The organism is Xanthomonas sp. NCPPB 3569 (genome assembly GCF_041475645.2).
GTDB classification, from domain to species: domain Bacteria; phylum Pseudomonadota; class Gammaproteobacteria; order Xanthomonadales; family Xanthomonadaceae; genus Xanthomonas; species Xanthomonas phaseoli.
The window spans coordinates 4084245-4101962 of the sequence record NZ_CM192969.1 but is presented as its reverse complement, the minus strand read 5'-3'; the positions used below and the strand labels follow the sequence as shown (position 1 = coordinate 4101962).

At 67.8% G+C, this 17718-nt stretch carries 11 protein-coding genes; 9 read left to right on the top strand and 2 right to left on the bottom strand.

Annotation, left to right across the window (positions count from 1 at the left end; genetic code table 11):
- The first annotated feature begins 28 nt into the window (after nucleotides 1-28).
- The 9 genes from ACCQ03_RS17610 to ACCQ03_RS17570 all read left to right on the top strand — a co-directional run bounded on the left by ACCQ03_RS17610 (nucleotide 29) and on the right by ACCQ03_RS17570 (nucleotide 15298).
- Nucleotides 29-1324 (top strand): hypothetical protein, encoded by a 1296-nt coding sequence (locus ACCQ03_RS17610; RefSeq protein WP_057679854.1) that lies wholly within the window; start codon nucleotides 29-31, stop codon nucleotides 1322-1324.
- Nucleotides 1306-2274, top strand: a complete 969-nt coding sequence (locus ACCQ03_RS17605) for a glycoside hydrolase family 113 (protein WP_057679853.1) — start codon at nucleotides 1306-1308, stop codon at nucleotides 2272-2274. The genes ACCQ03_RS17610 and ACCQ03_RS17605 overlap by 19 nt, the downstream gene beginning before the upstream one ends.
- Nucleotides 2275-2666: 392 nt before the next feature.
- A complete protein-coding gene (gene pncB / locus ACCQ03_RS17600; RefSeq protein WP_057679852.1) occupies nucleotides 2667-3845 on the top strand; it encodes a nicotinate phosphoribosyltransferase in 1179 nt (392 codons plus the stop codon).
- A 205-nt stretch (nucleotides 3846-4050) separates the two neighbouring features.
- A complete protein-coding gene (gene bcsD, locus ACCQ03_RS17595) occupies nucleotides 4051-4506 on the top strand; it encodes a cellulose biosynthesis protein BcsD (protein WP_057679851.1) in 456 nt (151 codons plus the stop codon).
- 28 nt (nucleotides 4507-4534) lie between these two features.
- A complete protein-coding gene (locus ACCQ03_RS17590; protein WP_209226784.1) occupies nucleotides 4535-5011 on the top strand; it encodes a hypothetical protein in 477 nt (158 codons plus the stop codon).
- A gap of 84 nt (nucleotides 5012-5095) precedes the next feature.
- Nucleotides 5096-7240, top strand: a complete 2145-nt coding sequence (gene bcsA / locus ACCQ03_RS17585; RefSeq protein ID WP_057679849.1) for a UDP-forming cellulose synthase catalytic subunit — start codon at nucleotides 5096-5098, stop codon at nucleotides 7238-7240.
- Nucleotides 7241-7284: 44 nt separating this feature from the next.
- Nucleotides 7285-9612 carry a cellulose biosynthesis cyclic di-GMP-binding regulatory protein BcsB gene (bcsB, locus tag ACCQ03_RS17580; protein WP_057679848.1) on the top strand — a complete coding sequence of 776 codons (2328 nt, stop codon included), beginning with the start codon at nucleotides 7285-7287 and terminating at the stop codon, nucleotides 9610-9612.
- On the top strand, nucleotides 9609-10790 hold the full coding sequence (bcsZ, locus tag ACCQ03_RS17575; protein WP_057679847.1) for a cellulose synthase complex periplasmic endoglucanase BcsZ: 1182 nt from the start codon (nucleotides 9609-9611) through the stop codon (nucleotides 10788-10790). The genes bcsB and bcsZ overlap by 4 nt, the downstream gene beginning before the upstream one ends.
- Nucleotides 10772-15298: a cellulose biosynthesis protein BcsC gene (locus ACCQ03_RS17570; protein WP_209226782.1), complete on the top strand. Its 4527-nt coding sequence runs from the start codon at nucleotides 10772-10774 to the stop codon at nucleotides 15296-15298. Before bcsZ ends, ACCQ03_RS17570 begins: the two co-directional genes overlap by 19 nt.
- Before the next feature lie 271 nt (nucleotides 15299-15569).
- Here ACCQ03_RS17570 and ACCQ03_RS17565 read toward each other — a convergent pair whose 3' ends face one another.
- The gene (locus tag ACCQ03_RS17565; RefSeq protein ID WP_209226779.1) at nucleotides 15570-17228 is read right to left on the bottom strand and encodes a PA domain-containing protein; all 1659 of its coding nucleotides are present in this window, start codon (nucleotides 17226-17228) and stop codon (nucleotides 15570-15572) included.
- On the bottom strand, nucleotides 17221-17646 hold the full coding sequence (locus ACCQ03_RS17560; protein ID WP_209226776.1) for a post-PEP-CTERM-1 domain-containing protein: 426 nt from the start codon (nucleotides 17644-17646) through the stop codon (nucleotides 17221-17223). The genes ACCQ03_RS17565 and ACCQ03_RS17560 overlap by 8 nt, the downstream gene beginning before the upstream one ends.
- Between the last annotated feature and the right edge of the window lie 72 nt (nucleotides 17647-17718).

Sequence of the window (17718 nt, the reverse complement as noted above, 5' to 3'; positions counted from 1 at the left end):
GAGCGGGCTGCCGGCGTTCCTCATCGCCTTGGTGGCGCTGTCGCTGCTGAGCCAGCCGCTGCTGGTGCAGTCGGTGGCCACGGCGCCCGCGCTTGCGCCGGACATCGGCGTGCCGGCGACCGGGCTGTTGGCGTGGGCGGTCGATCTCACCTTGCATCGCTGGAATCTGCCGTTCCAGGTGTGGCCTTGTGTCGCGGTGGCTGCGAACGCGCTGTTCCTGTCGCTGCTGTGGCGCGATCTGGCTGGCGTGTTCGGGCGCGGCTGGGCCAGCGCGCTGACGCTGCTGGTGGGCTGCAACCCGCTGTTCCTGCTGCCGATCGCTGCCGGCGGCAGCCAGGCAGTGGGGTTGCTGGCCTTCTACGGTCTGTGCCGCACCTTGCGCCGCTTGCAGGCGCCGGTGGAAGCCTTCACCTATCTGCGCATTGCGGGCTGGTTGTGCATTTTGCTGTGCCTGGATCTGCAGACGCTGGCGCTGTCGACCATGGTCGCGCCATGGCTGCTGCTGGTCATGCCACCGCAGATGCTGCGCAAGGCGCCGGGCTCGTTCTACCTGGTGTGCTATCTGCCGTTCGCATTCCTGGTCGGCATGTGGGCCTACGTGAACCTGGTCGTGTTCAATGCGCCATGGCCGACGCTATCCAGCATCGCCCAGGCCTCGCATCCGTTGCCGCTGCCCCTGGCCGGCCATGCCGACGGCTGGTTGCCGGTGGTGCGCTGGGGTGTGGCGGCGGTGGTGTGCTTCCCGGTGCTTGCGCTGGTGGCGCGGGCGCGCAGCGGTGCGTTGGCGCGAGGCGTGGTGGCTAGTGCCGGCACCGTGATCTGTGCGGCTGCGTTGTCGTTCGTCTTCGGCTGGGCTGGCTTCGATGCCCTGCTGCTGTTGTGGGTGCCGGCGGCGTTGTTGCTGCGTGCGCTGCACGCCGACCAACGCGGCCAGGCGGCCGGATTGCTGGTGCTGGGCCTGGTCGGTGCGGTCTGGGCACAACCGCAGGGGTGGGGCAGCTGGACGCGTGGCGCAGCGCCCGACGAACAGGCCCTGATGCAGGGCGAGGCCGTTGTCATGACGACGCCGGTCGCGTTGCCGGTGCGTGCGGCGGCCGCTCCCGCCACGTACGATGCCGGTGTGATGCAGCCGGCGATGGCCGAGGGCGCTGCGGTGGCCCCGGCGGCAACGGCATCTGCCGACACTGCCCAGCCGGCCGACCCGGCAGCGGTCACGGTGGTGCCGCCGGACAGCAACAATGCATCCTTGCGTGCGACGGCGTGCTCCCGCCACGCGGCGCCGCCGAATGCCGAGGTGTCTGCTGCATGTTCAAGCGCGTTCTAAGCGTCGCAACGTTGATCGGCGTGTGTCTGCTCGCAAACGGGTGCAATGCCGCCGCGCCGACCTGGATGGGCGCCAACGTCAAGGTCTCCGCCAACGCCCCGTGGGAAAGCCAGGCTGCAGCGCGGTCGCTGGACGCATTGGCCAAGACCGGTGCCAGCAAGGCGTTGCTGGTGGCGTTCGTGTGGCAGGCCAGTCCGCAGTCCAACGACCCGGTGCTGGGCAACGACAGCAGTGTGGAGGCCATGCGCGCGGCGTTGCGGCAAAGCCTGCAGGCTGGATTGCAGCCGACGCTCAAGGTGCATGTCTGGATTCCGGGGCACTGGGCCGGCGATGCCGCGCCCACCGACCCGGCGGCCTGGTTTGCGGCCTACCAGCAGGCACTGCTGCCGTTGGCCAAGCTGGCCCAGGACGAACACGCCGAAGCGCTGGTGATCGGCACCGAGTTGCGCAAGTTGCAGGACGCGCCGCAATGGCCGGCGTTGGTCGCGGCGGTGCGCAAGGTCTATCACGGAAAACTGCTGTATGTGGCCGACGGCATGGAGCACGCCGAGCGCTTCGGTTACTGGTCTTTGTTCGATGCGGTGGGCACCAGCCTGTATCCGCGCCTGTCCGAAGCCGCCGATGCACGCAGCGCTGAAATGACCGCCGCGGCACAACGCCTGCAGCAATTGGGTCAGCGCGTGGGCAAGCCGGTGTGGGTGGCCGAGCTGGGGTTGCGTTCGGCGCGCGGCAGTCTGGCCGCGCCGTGGGAAAGCCCGGAGCAGCGCACGGCCGCCGTCGATACGCGCCTGCAGCTGCAGGTGCTGCAGCAGTGGCGCAAGGTACTGCAGGCGCATGGCGTGGAAGGCATTGCGCTGTGGTGCTGGTATACCGACCCCAAGGCCGGCGGCCCGGGCGACAGCGACTTCACCGTGCAGGGCAAGCCGGCGCAGCAGGTGCTGGCACGCTGAGGGCGACTGCGAACAGCTGCTTCGCTGCACTGGCGGGGCGCGGCCAGTGCCCCGGATCGCCAGATACCGCTCGCACGCGCGGGCTTCTGGCGCCGGCCTTGCACGTGATGCGGGCCCGCGTCGGTGGTCTGGTCGCGTTACATCGCGCTGCACGGGTATGGGGGCACCGGCGATGCGCGCGTCAGGCGGGCGCAGACGCGCGTGCTGGCGTCACGTTGCATGCCTTCCGACTTCATCTTCCGTCAGCGGCTGCGTTGCGCAGGACGGGTTGAAACGCGCTGGCCCTACTTGGCGATCGCGGCTGTCTGCCCGAGGACACAGGTGCGGTGCGCGGTCACGCGGCTTGCGCACTGCACGCGCTGCCATCGCCGCCAAGGGCATAATCCGGCGGCATGATCATCCATTCGCTGCTCGACACCGACCTGTACAAATTCACCATGATGCAGGCAGTGCTGCACCAGCACCCGGCAGCGCAGGTGGATTACCGCTTCAAATGCCGCACTCCCGGCGTGGACCTGGCGCAGTTCATCGATGAGATCTCGCGCGAGATCGATGCGCTGTGCCGGTTGCGGCTGCGCGAGGATGAAGTGGATTACCTGCGCAGCCTGCGCTTCATCAAGCCGGACTTCGCCGACTTCCTGGCGCTGTTCCATCTGGATCGCAAGTACCTGAGCCTGACCGCATCGGCCACCCATCCGGGCGAGATCGAGCTGACCATCCGCGGGCCGTGGCTGCACACCATCCTGTTCGAGGTGCCGCTGCTGGCGATCATCAACGAGGTATGGTTTCGCAATACCTCCGAGCCGGATTTCGAAGAGGGCCGCAGCCGCCTGCGCGAGAAGGTGGCGAGCCTGCGCAGCATGCCGGCCGGCTGCAAGATCGCCGACTACGGCACCCGGCGGCGCTACTCGCGGCAATGGCATGGCGAGTTGCTGCCGCTGCTGCGCGATGGCCTGGGCGAGCAGTTCGTCGGCACCAGCAACGTGTATTTCGCCAAGCAGTACGGTCTGACCCCGCTGGGCACGATGGCGCACGAGTATCTGCAGGCGTTCCAGGCGCTGGGGCCGCGGCTGCGCGATTCGCAGGTGGCGGCGCTGGAATCGTGGGCGCGCGAATACCGTGGCGATCTGGGCATCGCGTTGTCGGACGTGGTCGGGCTGGATGCGTTCCTGCGCGATTTCGATCTGTATTTCTGCAAGCTGTTCGATGGCATGCGCCACGATTCGGGCGACCCGTTCGAATGGGGCGAGCGCGTCATCGCGCATCTGCAAGCGCATCGCGTCGATCCCCGGACCAAGGTGCTGGTGTTCAGCGACGGGCTCAATATCGACAAGGTGATGCGGCTGTATCAGCACTTCCATACGCGCTGCCGGTTGGCCTTCGGGGTGGGTACCAGCCTGACCAACGATCTGGGGCCGACGCCGCTGCAGATCGTGATCAAGATGGTCCGCTGCAATGGCCAGCCGGTGGCCAAGCTCAGCGATTCGCCCGGCAAGAGCATGTGCGAGGACACGGGGTATCTGCGCTATCTGCGCGACGTGTTCGGACTGCCGCCGATGGCAGAAGGTTGATCGATCAGGGCAATCCCGCAGGGGACTGACTGGCGGGTGTGCCCGCCCGCTACAGAAATTCCTTACACGCTGTCGGGGAATGCCCGAAAAAAGTGAGACGCAGCTCTCGATTCGAAGGTGGCGGCCGCTAACATGTCATCACACATGCATCACATCGGGTGCATGTGTCGCATGTGACGGCCCTTTTCCTTGCGAAGTCTGTTGAATGAGTGCACTCGACCCGCTGCCGCTATACCGCACGCGCAGTTGCTCCCGGCAATGGCTGGGGTTTGTGCGCGCGATGGCCGAGGAGTTCGGTGCCGAGTTGTCCGAAGACGATCTGGCCCTGTTGATGGCGCGAATCGGCCGCCGCTTCGCACGCGAACAGCGGCTTGCGCCGTGCGCCACGCTGGATGACGCGCAACGCGCGGCCAATGCGGTGTGGGACCGCTGCGATTGGGGCCAGTGCGTGTTGGAGGAGTACACCGACCATGTGCAGATCCGGCACGCGGGGGCGCCGTTGAGCGTGGCGCTGCATGGCGCCGCGTGGAGCGATGGGTTCTTGCAGGGCGTGTACGAGGGGTGGTTTTGGCAACTGGGGATGCTGGCAGGTCTGGCGGTACAGAGCGTGCCGAGCGACACCGTCGATGTGCGCTGCCTGGTGCTGGCGCGCACGGCATGAGCATGTCTGATCGGGCAAGGAGAGTGTGATGACAGCAAATAAGGGCAAGGACGCAACCCAACATGACGATGTGTCGGGCCTGTTCGCGCGTTTGGGGACGCCGGCGGGCCAGGGGTACCACGATTTCGCCTACACCCAGCTGCCGCCGCGCACCTCCAGCCTGCCGCAGGCCGATGCGCCGGCAGCGGTCGAACCGTTCGCCGTTGCGCCCGATCCCGTGCAGCCGCCGGTGGGAGTTGCAGCGCCGACGCCGAGCTTGAGCATGCCGGCTGCCGTGCCGGTACCGGAGCGTGCGCTGCAACCGGTCGTGACGGCAGCAGACCAGGTGCCGGACGCGCTCGCCCCGCTGCGCAAGTTGCGGCAGCTCGACGAACCTGCGCCGCGCGGCGTGCAGCCGGCCGATCGGCCGGCGCAGACGCCGTTGGAGCGCTTGTTCCAGCGCCTGTTGCAGGCCGACGCGCGCAGCTGCGCGCAAAGCCCGCTCAAGCGCCTGCGTTCGCGTTGACCTGTTGCCCATTGTTCCCCGCTGCAGGCGCCGGTGCGCTTGTCGCTTGTTGTGCCGCACGCCGCCATGCCTGAAGGACGATTGATGACCGCTGCCAGCCGCCATTCCGCATCACCGCTGCCCACGCTGGCGACCTGGGCGCTGTGGTTGCTGGGTGCGTTGCTGCTGGTGTTCGTGGTGGCCGTGCCGATGGATGTGAGCCAGCAGCTGGTGTTTTCCGGCGTGCTGTTCGCGGTGGCGCTGGCGGTGCGCAACCGCGGCGGGCGCGTGGTCATCCTGATGATGATGGGGATGTCGCTGGCGGTGTCGTGCCGCTACATCTGGTGGCGCATGACCCAGACCATGGGCGTGGGCAGCGCGGTGGATTTCATCCTCGGCCTGGGCCTGCTTGGCGCCGAGCTGTATGCCTTCGTGATCCTGGTGCTGGGCTACTTCCAGGTGCTGTGGCCGCTCAACCGCAAGCCGGTGCCGCTGCCGGCCGACCAGCGCCTGTGGCCCAGCGTGGACGTGTTCATCCCGACCTACAACGAGCCGCTGTCGGTGGTGCGCACCACCGTGCTGGCGGCCAGCGTGATCGATTGGCCGGCCGGCAAGATCACCATCCATTTGCTGGACGACGGCCGTCGCGACGAGTTCCGCGCGTTCTGCGCCGAGGTCGGCATCAACTACGTCACCCGCACCAACAACGCGCACGCCAAGGCCGGCAACATCAATGCGGCGTTGAAGAAGTGCAGCGGCGAGTACGTGGCGATCTTCGACTGCGACCACATTCCGACCCGCTCGTTTTTGCAGGTGGCGATGGGCTGGTTCCTGCACGACACCAAGCTGGCACTGGTGCAGATGCCGCATTATTTCTTTTCGCCGGACCCGTTCGAGCGCAACCTGGACACGCATGGCAAGGTGCCCAACGAGGGCGAGTTGTTCTACGGCCTGCTGCAGGATGGCAACGACCAGTGGAATGCCACCTTCTTCTGTGGCTCGTGTGCGGTAATCAAGCGCACCGCGCTGGAAGAAGTGGGCGGCGTGGCGGTGGAAACGGTCACCGAAGATGCGCATACCGCGCTCAAGCTGCAGCGCCGCGGTTACCGCACCGCCTACCTGGCCGTGCCGCAGGCTGCGGGCCTGGCCACCGAAAGCCTGTCCGGCCACGTGGCGCAGCGCATCCGCTGGGCGCGCGGCATGGCGCAGATCGCACGCATCGACAACCCCTTGCTGGGGCGTGGGCTCAAACTGTCGCAGCGGCTGTGCTACCTCAACGCGATGCTGCACTTCTTCTACGGCTTGCCGCGCATCATCTATCTCACTGCGCCGCTGGCCTATCTGTTCTTCGGCGCGCACGTGATCCAGGCCTCGGCGTTGATGATCCTGGCCTACGCCCTGCCGCATATCTTGCAGGCCAACCTGACCAACCTGCGCGTGCAGAGCCGCTTCCGACATCTGCTGTGGAACGAGGTCTACGAAACCACGCTGGCCTGGTACATCTTCCGTCCCACGCTGGTGGCCTTGCTCAATCCCAAGCTCGGCAAGTTCAACGTCACGCCCAAGGGCGGGCTGGTGGCGCGCAGCTATTTCGATGCGCAGATCGCCAAGCCGTATCTGTTCCTGCTGTTGCTCAACGTGGTGGGCGTGGTGGCCGGCGTGCTGCGGCTGATCTATGTCGGCGGCAGCGGCGAGCAGCAGACCATCTGGTTCAACCTGGCCTGGACGCTCTACAACATGGTGCTGCTGGGCGCCACGATTGCCACCGCCAGCGAAACGCGCCAGGTGCGCAGCGCCCACCGTGTGCCGCTGGATGTGCCGGTGAATCTGTATCTGCCCGATGGCGGTGTGCTGCCAAGTCGCTCGGTGAATTTTTCCACGGGCGGCATGGCGATCACGCTCGCGCAGCCGCAGCCGATCGAGCCGGGCTTGCCGGTGCAAATCGGCCTGAGCCATCGCGGCGTGGAGCAGACCTTGCCGGCGGTGGTGCGCCAGGATCGCGATGGACAGGTCAGCATCCAGTTCACGCAGATGTCGATGGAACAGGAGCGCTGGCTGGTGGCGTCGACCTTCGCGCGCGCCGACATCTGGCTGTCGCAGTGGGGCCAGCACGACCGCGATTCGTTCTGGCGCTCGATGGGCCAGGTGCTGGAAGCCAGTGCCCGCGGATTCGGCCGACTGGGCGGGCATATCGTGGACAGCGCGCGGCAGGGCTTTCGTCCCAGGCGCCCGGTGGATCTGGAGTCGTGAGTGTGATGCGTGATGTTTCCCTGTGCTCTACCAGGACGCCGCTGATGCGGATGTTCCCGGCTGTGTTGAGCTGTGCGTTGACCTTGCTGGCAGGCCTGGCGCAGGCGCAACAGTCCCTGCCTGCAACGCCATCTGCGCAGGCGGGTGGCCAGATGCAGGCAGCCACGCCTGCGCAGGTGCCCGTGGCCTTCGCAGCGGCGCCGTTGCCAGGCGGCAGCACGCGTGCGGCAACGCTGCGCGAGCTGGGCATCGATTACGAAATCACCTTGCGCGGGGTGCAGGGCAGCGCCGGCGTGCCCTTCAGCGTGCGCAGCGACGAGATCGTCACCGCGGCCACGTTGAATCTCAAATACAGCTACTCGCCCTCGCTGTTGCCCGACCTGTCGCACCTCAAGGTCACCATCAACGGCGTCACCGTGGCCACGCTGCCCACCGACAAGGCCAACGCCGGCAAGTTGCTCTCGGCCGATCTGCCGGTCGACCCGCGCCTGGTCACCGATTACAACCAGCTCAACCTGCAGTTGATCGGCCACTACACGCGCGATTGCGAAGACCCCGACCACAGCAGTCTGTGGGCGAATGTGGATGCGGCCACCAGCCTGTCGCTGACCACCACGCCGCTGGCCTTGGCCAACAACCTGGCGTTGCTGCCGGTGCCGTTCTTCGATGTGCGCGACACGCGCCGGCTGGAATTGCCGTTTTATTTTCCGCAGCGCCCGGACACCGCCACGTTGCAGGCGGCCGGCACGGTGGCCTCGTGGTTCGGTAGCCTGGCCGGCTACCGCGGCGCGGTGTTCCCGGCGTCCACCGAGGCCTTGCCGGCGTCCGGGAACGCGGTCGTCTTCGCCACGCCCAGCACCTTGCCCGCGCAATTTGCGACCGCCGACAGCGGCGTGGCCGACATCCGCGGGCCCACCGTGGCCGTGCTGGCCAACCCGAACGATCGCAACGGCAAGCTGCTGCTGGTGCTCGGCCGCAACAGCGAAGACCTGCAGCGTGCCGCCACCGCGTTGGCCTTGCACGCACCGTTGACCGGTGCGGTGGCCCGCATCGGCGACATCAGCGCGCCTGCGCCGCGGCGGCCCTACGACGCACCCAACTGGGTGTCGAGCGAGCGCCCGGTACGCTTCGGCGATCTGGTCACCCAGCCCAGCCAGCTCAACGTCACCGGCTATCACCCCGACCTGATCCGGGTCGGCCTGCAACTGCCGCCGGACCTGTTCGTGTGGGAACGCGACGGGATCCCGGTTGCGTTGAACTACCGCTACACGCTGCCGGAGCAGGACAACAAATCCGCGCTCAATGTCAGCATCAACGAATCGTTCGTGACCACGCTGCCGCTGACCGGTCGCCCGTTCGCTCAATCCACGCCGATGCGCTGGTGGAACAGCCTGGGCACGCGCGGCAGCATGCCGGTGCATCAGGAGCTGACGCTGCCGGTGGGCGCGTTTTCGGCCAACAGCCAGCTGCGCTTTCATTTCTTCTTCGATCGCCCGCAGGGCGAAGCGTGCAAGAACACCTTCCCGGATGTGTCCGGCGCCATCGATGCCGATTCCACCATCGACCTGAGCGGCTTCCACCACTACATGGCGATGCCGAACCTGGCGGCGTTCGCCAATGCCGGCTACCCGTTCACGCGTCTGGCGGACTTGTCCGAATCCACCATCGTGCTGCCCGACAATCCCGGCGATCAGGACCTGAGCAACGTGCTGACCCTGCTCGGGCATTTCGGCGCGTCCACCGGTTACCCGGCGCTGCATGCGCAGATCACTGGCGCCGGCGCGGTGCAGCAGCATGCCGGCCGCGATCTGTTGTTGCTCGGTAGTGCCGAATCGCAACCGTTGTTCAAGCAATGGCGCGCGTATCTGCCGATCGGCCAGGACGGGCGGGCGACCCGCTTTGCGCTGACCGACTGGCTGTTCGAACGACTGCCGCGCTTTCTCTCCTTCGATGCGCGCCGCACCGACCTGCCCACGACCGCCGAGATCGCCCTGCAGCCGCAGCCGGACGACGTACTGCTGATGGGCTTCCAATCGCCACTGGCAGCTGGCCGCAGCGTGGTCGCCTTCCAGACCGAAGACCCGGCCAACATGAGCCGCCTGTTCGAGGCCTGGTTTGACCCGACCCTGCTCAAGGATTTCCAGGGCAGCGTGGTGTTGCTGCAGCAGAAGAAGGTCACCAGCCTGGTCGGCAACCAGAGCTATTACGTGGGGCATCTGCCGCTGCCGACCTGGCTGCGCTGGTATTTCTCGCACCACCCGGTGTGGCTGGCCTTCACCGTGGTGCTGCTGGCGCTGTTGCTGGCCTTGGCCGCACGCGTGCTGCTGCGCAGGCACACGGCCGAGCGGCTCAACGACGGTGGCGGCGCATGAGCGCGCACGCGCCTGGCGGTGGCATGACGCGCCGTCGCCTGCTGCATGCAGGCGCATTGGCTGGCGTGGCTGCGCTGCTGCCGGCAGCCGCGATGGCGGCGCCCAGCCAGTGCGGGCCGTGGCCGCTGTGGAGCGCCTTCGTCGACAAGCACATCCAGCCCGATGGGCGGGTGGTGGATTTTCTCAATCCCGATCAACGCTCCACCTCCGAAGGGCAGTCGTATGCGCTGTTCTTCGCACTGGTCAACAACGATCAGGTGCTGTTCGACAAGGTGTTGAGCTGGACCCGCCACAACCTGTGCGGCGGCCGCCCGGATCTCAACCTGCCCGCATGGCTGTGGGGCCGCGATGGCAGCGGCGCCTGGCGCGTGCTGGACGCCAACACGGCCAGCGATGGCGAGTTGTGGATTGCCTATGCGCTGCTGGAAGCCGGCCGGTTGTGGGGCCGCCCGGGCTACCTCAAGGCCGGCCAGCAGATGCTGCAGCTGATTCGCACGCAGGAAGTGGCCGCGCTGCCCGGGTTGGGCCCGATGCTGCTGCCGGGCCGCACCGGCTTCGTCGACAACGGGCGCTGGACGCTCAATCCCAGCTATCTGCCGATCCAGGTGCTGCGTCGTTGCGCCAACGCCGACCCCAAGGGCCCATGGGCTGCCATCGCCGCCAACAGCGCGCGCGTGCTGCATGACAGCGCGCCGGTGGGGTTTGCCCCGGATTGGACGGTGTGGGACGGCAAGACCTTCAATGCCGATCCCAAGCGCGGCAATGTCGGCAGCTACGACGCCATCCGCGTGTACCTGTGGGCTGGCATGCTGGACGCCGGCGAGCCGCTGCGCGCGCGCCTGCTGAAGGACCTGTCCGGACCGGCCGACCTGCTCGCCGCGCAGCAGACGCCCGCCGAAAAGATCGACACCGCACGCGGTGCGGGCACCGGCGCGCTGCCGGTGGGATTTTCTGCGGCGCTGCTGCCGTACCTGAGCGCACTGGGCAAGCCCGCGCTGCTCAAGGCGCAGGCGCAGCGGGTGCCCGCCGCCACGCAACCGGCTGCCGCTGCATTGCCGTATTTCGAACGCACGCTGGCCCTGTTCGGACAGGGATGGCTTGAGAACCGCTACCGCTTCGCCGCAGACGGGCGCCTGTTGCCCGCCTGGAGAACCCCTGCATGCGCCGCCACGACCTGAAGCCGTTCTACCTCGCCGGCATGCTCGCGCTGTGCCTGCTCGCTGCACCGGCAGCGCAGGCGCAGACCAGCGCCACCCAGCACCTGGTGGAGCAGGGCAACTACTGGCACGACCAGGGCCGCGACGATCTGGCCGCCGACACCTGGAAGAAGCTGCTCGGCATCGACCCGGACCAACCCGACGCAGTGCTCGGCCTGGCCCAGATCGATCTGGCGCAGGGGCGCCAGTCCGAAGCGCGCAAGCGCCTGCAGCAACTCGAAGGTGCGCATCCGCAATCGCCGCAGGCGCAGCGCCTGCGCGTGGCGATCGGCGCGCGCGGCAGCAGCGGCGCGGGCGAAGATTCCAATCTGCGCAATGCACGCCGCGCGTCTGCCGCCGGGCGCTATGTGGAAGCCGCGCGCAGCTACGAGGCCGCCTTCGCCGGCAAGTCGCCGCCGCCGAACCTGGCGCTGGAGTACTACCAGTCGCTGGCGGGCACTCCCACCGGTTGGGAGCGTGCCCGCGACGGCCTGCGACGCCTGCAATCCAGCGACCCGGGCAATCCGTCCGTGCAGCTGGCGCTGGCGCAGGTGCTCAGTTACCGCGAACCCACCCGCCGCGACGGCATCGCGCAATTGCGCACGCTGGCCCAGCGCGCGGACGTGGGTGGGCCGGCACGCAGCAGCTGGCGACAGGCGCTGCTGTGGCTCAATGCCGGCATGGCCGATGCGCCGCTGTACCAGGCATTTCTCGCCGGTACCCCGAACGATGCCGAAGTGACCGCCAAACTTGGCCAGCTGCGCGCGCAACGCACGGTGGCCGCCACGCCGGCCGATCCCAATGGCGTGCTGCTGGGCGAAGGCTTCCGTGCGCTCAGCGCGAACAATTTGAGCGCAGCCGAACAACGCTTCACCCAGGTCTTGCGTGCACGTGCGCGCGACCCCGAAGCGCTCGGCGGCCTGGGCTCGGTACGTCTGCGTCAGCAGCGCTTTGCCGAGGCGCAGGAACTGCTGCGCCCGGCCGCGGCCAGCAACGGCAAATGGAACAGCGCACTGGAGAGCGCCCGCTACTGGCAGCAGCTGCAGCAGGCCGACGCGGCGCGCGCGCGCGGCGATCTGGCGCAGGCGCGCCAGTTGCTGGAGCAGGCGGTGCAACTGCTGCCCAACGAGCCGGCCGGACACGTGGCGCTGGGTGACGTGCAGGCCGCCGGCGACCCGGTTGCTGCCGAAGCCAGCTATCGCAAAGCCTTGTCGCGCGAGGCCGACAATGCCGGCGCGTTGCAGGGCCTGGTCGGGCTGTACAGCCGCCAGGGTCGCCTGCAGGAAGCCAGCGCGTTGTTCGACCGGCTGCCCGCGGCCGAGCGCGCCAAATCCGGTGGCCAAGCCTTGCTGCGCTCCAACGTGCAGCGCGCCCGTGCGCGGCAGTTTCTGGATGGCGGCGATGCGGTCAGTGCGCAGACCGAGCTGGAAGCGGCCATGGTCGAACGCCCCGGCGATGCCTGGATCCGTCTGGACCTGGCGCGGCTGTACCAGCAGGCTGGCCGCCCGGATCAGGCGCGCAGCGTGATGGACGGCCTGCTCGCGGTCCATGGCGACCAACCCGAGGCGCTGCACGCCAATGCGCTGCTGGCGCAGGAAAGCGGCGACTGGCAGGGCGCCTACGACAGTCTGGACCGCATTCCAGCCGCGGCACGCACGCCGGCGATCACCCAGCTGCGCGCCACCGCCTGGATCGAATTGCAGGCGCGTCAGGCGCGGCAGTTGGTCGCGCAAGGCAGGGTGGGCGAGGCGCAGCAGTTGCTGGCGCGTACCGAGACGGCGCTGGGCAATCAGCTCGACGATCCGCAACTGCTGGCCGCCCTGGCCGGCGCACATGCCGACGCCGGCAACACCCAGCGCGCGCTGGTGCTGGCCCAGCGGCTGGTCACCAGCGCCAACCCGCGCACCGAAGACCGCCTGCAATACGCCAGCGTGCTGCTGCGCGCGCATCAGGACGCCGAACTCTCGGCGGTGTTGCGACAGCTGCAGGCCACCACCATGAGCCCGGAGCAGCTGCGCCGCTACCAGGGCCTGCGCAGCGCCTACACGCTGCGGCAGGTGGATGCATTGCGTGAGCTCGGCAATCTGGAAGGCGCCTACGACGCGTTGTCGCCAATACTGGCGCAGCAGCCGGACAACCGCGATGCGCAGGCCGCGCTCGCGCGGTTGTACGCGGCCGCCAGCGAGCACCGCCAGGCGCTGGCGATCTACCAGCAGATCCTGCAGCGTCAGCCCAGCGATCTGGACGCGCTCACCGCAGCGGCCAACAGCGCCGCCGCGCAATCGGACCTGCGCAATGCAGAGAGCTATCTGCAACGCGCACTGGCGCAGGCGCCGGAGTCGCCGGAGGTGCTTGCGGCCGCCGGCCGCGTGTATCGCAGTGCCGGCAAGAACCGCAAGGCCGAGCAGTATTTCCGTGCAGCGCTGGCGGCGCAGCAACGGCAGGCCGGGCAGCTCGACAATGGCCTGGCGTCTGCACGAGGCCCTGCTGCCGTCGCCGCGTCCGGTCGCCAGCTCAACCCGTTCTCCGGCATGACCGGCGCCATGCCGCGTTCGCCGGCGGGGCTGTCCGAACGCTTGGACGCTGGCAGCGGCTACAACGACGTCGCAATCGCACCGGTCGCGTACGGCGCGGCGCTTGCCATGCAGCCCAGCGCCGCACGTGGCGCGACTGCCGCACCCGTCGATGCCGCCGATATCGGTCGCGACGCGTTGCCGCAACCGGTGCGCGCCAGCAGCGCGTCTTCCACGTTGCCTGCCCCAGGCAGCCGCTTGCGCGCTTCCACGCATGGCGCGCTGCCGCCTGTGTCGGGCAGCGATCTGCAACCGCGCAGCAACGCCGCGCACGCACTGCCTGCACGCAGCGGCGGCAACAGCGTGCTCGACGAATTGCGCGCCGTGCAGGCGGAAAACAGCGGCGGACTTGCCGGCGGCGCGCTGTATCGCGCACGCGACGGCGAAGACGGCCTGGGCCGTCTGGACGATATCGAAATGCCGGTGCAGGCCGAATTCGCCGTCGGCGAGGGCAAGCTCGGCGTCACGCTGACACCGACCGTGGTGGATGCCGGCACGCTCTGCACCGACTACGCTACCGCCAGCCGCTTCGGCACCGGCCCGCAAAGCGCCATCGGCGATGCGCTGGCCGCCAACCGTGGCCCGATCGACACGCTGATCGATTCGCCGATGTATCAGCTGCTCGCCACCGAAGGCGATACCGCCGCCACGCGCGAACGCCTGCGCCGCTACACCTTGGATACCGGCCTGTTCAATGCGCTGTTGGTGGAGAACAACAACAGCAATGCCGCTGCGCTGGCTGCGTTGGCCAACGAGCCGCTGCCGGCCTACCTGCTCAGCATCAACGCTTCCACCACGCCGATTGCGCAACTGGCACGCGACATCCTGGGCAATGCCGCGCTCAGCGAACAGCTGGGTGCCGGCGATGCGGCCGCATTGCGCGCACTGGCCGGCAGCACGGCTGCCGCGCAGCAGACGCCGGCCGGCCTGGCCGACACGCTCGATGCCATGGCCGCCAGCGGCAATGGCAGCCGCCGGCTCAGCCAGGACGACACCGGCGTGGGCGTCGGCGTGCGGTATCGCAATGGTGGTTTCAGCGCCGATGTGGGCAGCACGCCGATCGGGTTCCAGGAACAGAACCTGGTCGGTGGCGTGGGCTATCGCGGCGAGCTTGGCGACACCGTCAGTTGGTCGGCCGAGGCCTCGCGGCGTGCAGTCACCGATAGCGTGCTGTCGTTTGCCGGTGCGCAGGACGGCCGCAGCGGTCGCGAATGGGGCGGTGTGACCAGCACCGGTCTTTCGTTGTCGGCCACTGCCGACAACGGCCTGCTCGGCGGCTACGCCAACCTTGCCGCGCACCGGCTTCAGGGCAACAACGTGGCCGACAACGACCATCGCCAGGTCGACCTGGGCTTTTACGTGCATGCGCTGGAAACCGAGCATCAATCACTCACCGCCGGCGTCAATCTGACCACCATGCAGTACGACAAGAATCTCAGCGGCTTCACCTACGGGCACGGTGGCTACTTCAGCCCGCAGGAGTATGTGGACCTGGGATTCCCGGTGCATTGGAGCGGGCGCACGGCCGGGCAGACGGTGAACTGGAAGGTGGACGCCAGCGTCGGTGTGCAGCATTTCAGCACCGACGCCTCGCCGTATTTCCCCACCGACCCGACCCTGCAACAGGCAGCCTACGACGCCGCGTCGCTGGCCGCGCTGCTCGGTCTGGTCAATCGCTACACCGACCCGGTGTATGCGGGCGAAAGCCGCACCGGGGTGTCCTACAACCTCAGTGGCGCTGCCGAATGGCAGGTGGCGCCGCAGCTGTTTCTGGGCGGGCGGCTGACCTTCAACAATGCACGCGACTACAACCAGTTCAGCAGCAACCTCTACTTGCGTTTCGTGATGGATCGCCTGGGCGCTGCGCTGGGGCGTGCGCCGCAGGTGCTGACCTCGCCCTATGCGGCGGATCGCTGATGGCCTGGCAAGCCTGATGCGGCGCTGATCGGGTATGCAGCAAGTGCGCGCAGCAGGGTGTGTGCAGCGAATGCACGCAGCGGAGCATGATGCGACAGCTGGCTGCCGCGTGCATCGCGTTTGCGCCCTGACGTGCTTCCAGCTGTTGTATTGAGTGGCCGCAGCGGTGCGTAGAACGCTTGGCCGGCACTGAACGCCACGATTGCGGACAAACGAACGGCGCCTCCCGGCGCCGTTCGCATTACCGCGTTTTACGCACCGCGTGCGGCGCTTACGGACGCACCTTGGTGGCGCAGACAAAGACCGCTGCCTGTTGCACGCGGCTGATCACGCCCTGGCTCTGCAGCTCACGCGCGTGTTCGTCCATGCAGGTCAGGTAACCCAGGCGGTTGCCTGCATTCTGCGTCTTGCACAGGCTGCTTTCGGCGGACACGTTCGCGCCCGGAATCAGGCCGCCGGTTTCCACCGTCGGGACCAAGGTGTTGCAGGTGCCCAACTTGGCCAGCCCGGTGTTCAAGGTCCAGCCGATGTCGGCAAACAGCGCCGGGGTCAGGTCGATGTTCACGTGCGCCTGCACTTCCGGTGTGTCGAACGGTTCCATCAAGGCATTGGGCTGCAGATCGGTATCGAAGTGCGAGAACGTCGAACCACCGGCCACCACGCTGGGCGAGTACAGCCGCGTGCGACCTGCGCTGCCGGTGCCCTGCAGCAGCTGCGGGTCTTCGTACAGCGCCGCGACCACCGCGGTGCTGCCCTTCATACGCGCGCCATCGGCCTGCGAGACCATGATGGCGGGGATGGTGATGTCGGTGATCGGCGGTGCTGCGTTGCCCATCGTCTGCACACCGGCCGCGTTGTTGGCGACGATCACGCCCACTGCGCCATTGAGCTGCGCATTCTTCACCTTGACCGCGAACGCGCAGGTGCCGCGGTCGATCAGCGCCACCTTGCCGGCCACGTCGGCTGCATTGACGAACGGGGTTTCGCAGCCATCGCTGGCCGATGCGGCCGCCACGCCATCGTTGACCGTCACCACCGAACGCGCCGGGAAATTGGCCGCCGTGGCCAGCGGACCGAAGCTGGCAAAGCCCACTTCGAACTTGCCCGCCGCGCTGGCCGGTGCGGTGACGCGCAGCAACGTGCGCGGATCCAGGATCAACGCCGCCTCGCGATTCACGCGCGTGCCGGCCCATACCGTACGGCCGGGCGTGCGCATCGCTTCGGCGCGCAGGGCGTCGGTCATGGTCGGGTCGTCGAAGCGCTTGTTCTGGACGTTGTCGTAGGCCTGCGAGGTGTAGACGTCGGTCAGGCCGCTGCCCGAACCCAGCACGCCGGTGGTCTTGTTGAGAAAGCCTGCCGCGCCCAGGCCGTGGCCGATCTCATGCATCACCACGTTGAGGAAGTTGATCTGGCCTTCGGGCGTCTTGCCGTCCAGACCCAGATACCAGCCGGAACCAGCCAGGCAATCGTCCTTGCCCAGGTCGCCGTTGAACTGCGAAAACACGTCGGCCGGATCGGCCGGGTCCGGCACCAGGTCCTGCCCGGCGATCGCATCGCCCAGCGCGGACGGATACAGCGTATTGGCCTTGGCGCCGGGGAAGTTGTTGACGATCCAGTTCGGACCGGCCTGGCCCAGCGTGCCGCCGGTGGCGGTACAGGTCAGCCGTGCGAACGAGGCATACACCTTGATCTCGACGTTGCTCTGCAGCACCGCGCCCCACAGGTCCATGGCGTACTGGTAGGCGATGCGGCGTTGCTCGCCGACGGTGCGGCCCGGGTTGCCACCCAGTGGTGCGGCAGCGGTCGGGTCGTTCAAACCGACCACGGTGCCGGCATCGCCATTGATCAGCGTGACATTGGCTGCCCGCGCATGCAGCGGTGCCAGCGCGGCCGCCACGGCCAGGGACAACAGCAACAAGGGCTTATTCATGCGGCAGCGCTCCGTGCTCGGCGTGGGTGGGTTGGGTGGCGTCGGCGTCTTGGCTGTGTTCGATGACAATACGTCCATCGGCCTGGCGGGTTGCCGTCAACGCACTCATTTGGGTGGCCGGCAACTTGCGCGCCACGGTGCCATTGGGCAGGCGCCGCTCGGTCGCGCGTGCGGCCGCTTCGGTTTGCGGAACCGAGCTGCGTGCCGCGCTACTGCGTGCTGCGGAGGCGGCAGCGGCCGCCTGTTGATCCAGCGCCGCGCTCTCGGCGTCGGTCAGCGGGCGCAATTTGCCGGTGGTGGGGTCGATGCCGACCTTGGAACTGCTGGTAGCTGCTTCCTGCGCTGCAGCGATTGCCGGCAGGCATGCGAGACACAACACACCGGACAGCATCCATCCGGGCTTGCGAAAGCTCATCATCGTTGGGGTTTCCTTGGGTCCAACAGGGGAAAAAACGCCGTGCTGACACCGGCGCTCGGGAGAATCCTTCCA

Bases quoted from the DNA above. Each gene is read 5' to 3' on its own strand.
- ACCQ03_RS17605 (WP_057679853.1), top strand. From the start codon at position 1,306: ATGTTCAAGCGCGTTCTAAGCGTCGCAACGTTGATCGGCGTGTGTCTG.
- pncB (WP_057679852.1), top strand. From the start codon at position 2,667: ATGATCATCCATTCGCTGCTCGACACCGACCTGTACAAATTCACCATG.
- bcsD (WP_057679851.1), top strand. From the start codon at position 4,051: ATGAGTGCACTCGACCCGCTGCCGCTATACCGCACGCGCAGTTGCTCC.
- ACCQ03_RS17590 (WP_209226784.1), top strand. From the start codon at position 4,535: ATGACAGCAAATAAGGGCAAGGACGCAACCCAACATGACGATGTGTCG.
- bcsA (WP_057679849.1), top strand. From the start codon at position 5,096: ATGACCGCTGCCAGCCGCCATTCCGCATCACCGCTGCCCACGCTGGCG.
- bcsB (WP_057679848.1), top strand. From the start codon at position 7,285: ATGCGGATGTTCCCGGCTGTGTTGAGCTGTGCGTTGACCTTGCTGGCA.
- bcsZ (WP_057679847.1), top strand. From the start codon at position 9,609: ATGAGCGCGCACGCGCCTGGCGGTGGCATGACGCGCCGTCGCCTGCTG.
- ACCQ03_RS17570 (WP_209226782.1), top strand. From the start codon at position 10,772: ATGCGCCGCCACGACCTGAAGCCGTTCTACCTCGCCGGCATGCTCGCG.
- ACCQ03_RS17565 (WP_209226779.1), bottom strand. From the start codon at position 17,228: ATGAATAAGCCCTTGTTGCTGTTGTCCCTGGCCGTGGCGGCCGCGCTG.
- ACCQ03_RS17560 (WP_209226776.1), bottom strand. From the start codon at position 17,646: ATGATGAGCTTTCGCAAGCCCGGATGGATGCTGTCCGGTGTGTTGTGT.